Below are 2,844 nucleotides of genomic sequence, written 5' to 3' on the forward strand. Positions count from 1 at the left end.
TGCCGTAGAAGAGTGCGAACTGAAAAATGGGCACCAGGGCGACCTCGAAATTCTGGTTCAGGATGACCTGGCTCTGGTCAACGCCGGAGGTGCCGGTGGAGGTAACCGTGAAGGTTTTCACCAGAGCATGCAGACCGGCCAGGGCGCCCTGGCTCAACTCTCGTTGAATGGCGGCGCCGTTGTCGACCGTGGTATAAGCGGCAACACAGTTATTCACCGTTTCGCTCCCCTGAGGCATGGTGGTCGGGGGAAGGCCGGTCGCTTCGTACTGGGTCTGAATAGCGGCCGAGGCTTTTTCCAGACCGGCTTCGGCCGCATAGAAAGCGGCCATCTCGTTGAGTTCGTTTCCGGCGATGGTAACCTCGTCGTTGGAAAGCCGCACCACCGCCAGACCGATCATGGTCATCATCACCATGACCATCAGTGCTATCAAGGTGGCTACCCCTTTCTCATCTATGAGGAACTTGCGCATAAACATAAAGCACCTACCTTCTGCAAGATAATTATCACCAAACATCAAGGTTTCTTAAATTTACCTTGGATGCGTATGAAGTTCTTCGATACGGATTGCCTTCAAAATCAGGGTCACACATGGCGGTGCGCGCCACCACGGTCATCATCACTTCGCGCGTTTCCACCGGAATCGGCGGAACATCAACCACCATCCCGTTTTTCATCCGAAACTTGAACTGCAGGTCATCGACATATTCGGCATACACCACCGGGTCTTCCCCGAGGATTTGCATCATCAGGTTGGGGTGGGTAGTATCGCTATTATCCACATAGTAGCGAATCCGCTGGAGCGGCACCACCTGGCACCCCTGCCGATAGGCTTTAGAGAGCGGGTACGAACCCAGAGTAATCTGCTCCGGAGAATTCTGAATTTCATAGATTCTGAAGAATTCTCCTCCGCCGGAATCGGGGTCGAAGATATAAGCGACAGCGCCGCTGTCCAGAATCGACATATCCTGTCCGTCACAGCGAATCGGTCCCGCTTCGCTTGCCATATCATATTGTAATATTACCGAACTGCCGGTCGCCGCAAAGGTGATTTCAATGGTGTCGGGGTCGGAATTTACCGCCGTAATCGGCGCCACCCCGAGCGGCACGAAATGTCCCGCCATCCGAATGAATCGTCCTAATTCATCGATAGCGGCGCGGGCGTTCTGCTGCATATTAATGATTCCATCCTGTATCATCATATTCTTGTGCTGGTTAATGTAAGCGCCGAAGACGGCGGCGACCACCAGCCCGGTCAGGAAGAGGGCGATCATCGCTTCCATCAATGAAACGCCGGCTTCCTCTCTGATTTTTCGATACCTGGCCATAACAATATCCTGGGTATTTGTGCGCTGTGCTCTGTTCCGGGTGCGGATATGGGGGCGCAAAGGTTTCGAGTTTCATTTACCTTCCTGCAAATTCAGGTTCTATATATCAAAATTTCTTAAATTGACTTCGGAAGCAAAAGTGCGGCGACGATACGGGTCGGCCGGGAAATCGGGGTCAGGCCGCGCCGAACGCCCTGTCAGCGAAATCCGCACCGAGCGAATATCCGCGCTCGAAACCGGCACATCCACCACCGCCGAATTCTTCATCACATAGCGAAACTGCAAATCTTCGATATTCTCCGCATAGACCTGGGGGGTTTGCCCCAGAAGTTGCATCATCAGTTTGGGCCGCAATGTATCGGTGCGGTCGATGTAATATTTGACTCGCTCCAGCGAGAGCAGAATTGAGCCTTTGGGATAAGCCTTTGACAACGACATGGTATTGTGCTGAATATGCGAGGAACCGGTCTGCACATGCGTTATCAGGAAGAATTCACCGCCGCCGGAATCCGGGCTGAAAATATATGCCCACTGATTGTCCTGGAAACAGGAAACATCATGCCCATCGCAGCGAAGTTCCGCCGAAGGAAGAGGCATGGCATGCTCCAGGGGGGCGTCACAGCCGTTAGCCTGATAGGTAATGACGATAGTATCGGGATTGGTATTATAAGCCTCCAGTCCAGGCAGTCCCAACGGCAGACCATGACCGGCCATACGAACCTGGCGGGTTAATTCATCGATAACGGCGCGGGCGCTCTGCTGCATTTCAGTGACATCTTCCTGAATCATCCAATTCTTATGATGATTGACATAGACTCCGAAAACAGAAGCCACCACCAGACCGGTCATAAAAAGTCCTATAAGGACTTCCACCAGCGAGACACCCCGATTATTTTTGAGAAGCATTTTGAGATTTTTCATGGTATCACCTATATGCTATCTGACCTGATGTACGAGGTCATGCTGTTTTGGAGAATCACGCCACGGCGGTTGCGCCATGAAGCGGTAATATCGACCCGACGAAGGTGACTGGAGGGATTGCTGACCGTCCAGGCGCGCTGAATGCTGTTAACCGAATCGACGCCGCTGACAAAATTCTTGCTGGTGCGCAACTCCTCTATCTTTTGCTGAATCAATTGCGTGGAGCGAGTCGCCTGATTGGACCAGTCGTTACCATCCAGAGCGATCATCGCCATGTTGAGAAGCATAAGGAGCGAGAGAGTCAGGATGATAACAGAGACCAGCACTTCGATAATGGTAAATCCGTTATTCCTAAAGACTTTTTTCATATCATCACATCCTTCATGGTTTGCTTTTTCTGCCTATTGTGTTTGAAAAAGCTCTGCCAACTGAAGCCATATTTTGGCTGTGCCGGAAAAAATTTGCGGACGGCCGCCGTCATATGCCGTAACATATTAATAATATGAGAGTTAGACCTATAGAGGTAGGGCCGGTAATATTCTGCCAAAGTTCGATTTTTTCAATGGTCCGGGGGCAAACAGGCGGCTTTTTGCCT

Annotated in this window: 4 protein-coding genes; all 4 read right to left on the reverse strand. The window is 51.5% G+C overall.

What is annotated here, in order from left to right; all coding sequences use genetic code 11:
• The coding region (locus AB1690_10550) for a PilX N-terminal domain-containing pilus assembly protein (GenBank protein ID MEW6015751.1) at nucleotides 1-478 on the reverse strand (478 nt) is incomplete at its 3' end.
• Nucleotides 479-506: 28 nt separating this feature from the next.
• Complete coding sequence (locus AB1690_10555) at nucleotides 507-1,328, reverse strand: hypothetical protein (GenBank protein MEW6015752.1); 822 nt, start codon at nucleotides 1,326-1,328, stop codon at nucleotides 507-509.
• 99 nt (nucleotides 1,329-1,427) lie between these two features.
• Nucleotides 1,428-2,249, reverse strand: a complete 822-nt coding sequence (locus AB1690_10560) for a hypothetical protein (protein ID MEW6015753.1) — start codon at nucleotides 2,247-2,249, stop codon at nucleotides 1,428-1,430.
• 8 nt (nucleotides 2,250-2,257) lie between these two features.
• Nucleotides 2,258-2,617 carry a prepilin-type N-terminal cleavage/methylation domain-containing protein gene (locus AB1690_10565; GenBank protein MEW6015754.1) on the reverse strand — a complete coding sequence of 120 codons (360 nt, stop codon included), beginning with the start codon at nucleotides 2,615-2,617 and terminating at the stop codon, nucleotides 2,258-2,260.
• Nucleotides 2,618-2,844 lie beyond the last annotated feature (227 nt).

This window comes from Candidatus Zixiibacteriota bacterium, assembly GCA_040753495.1.
Lineage (GTDB): Bacteria > Zixibacteria > MSB-5A5 > GN15 > PGXB01 > DYGG01.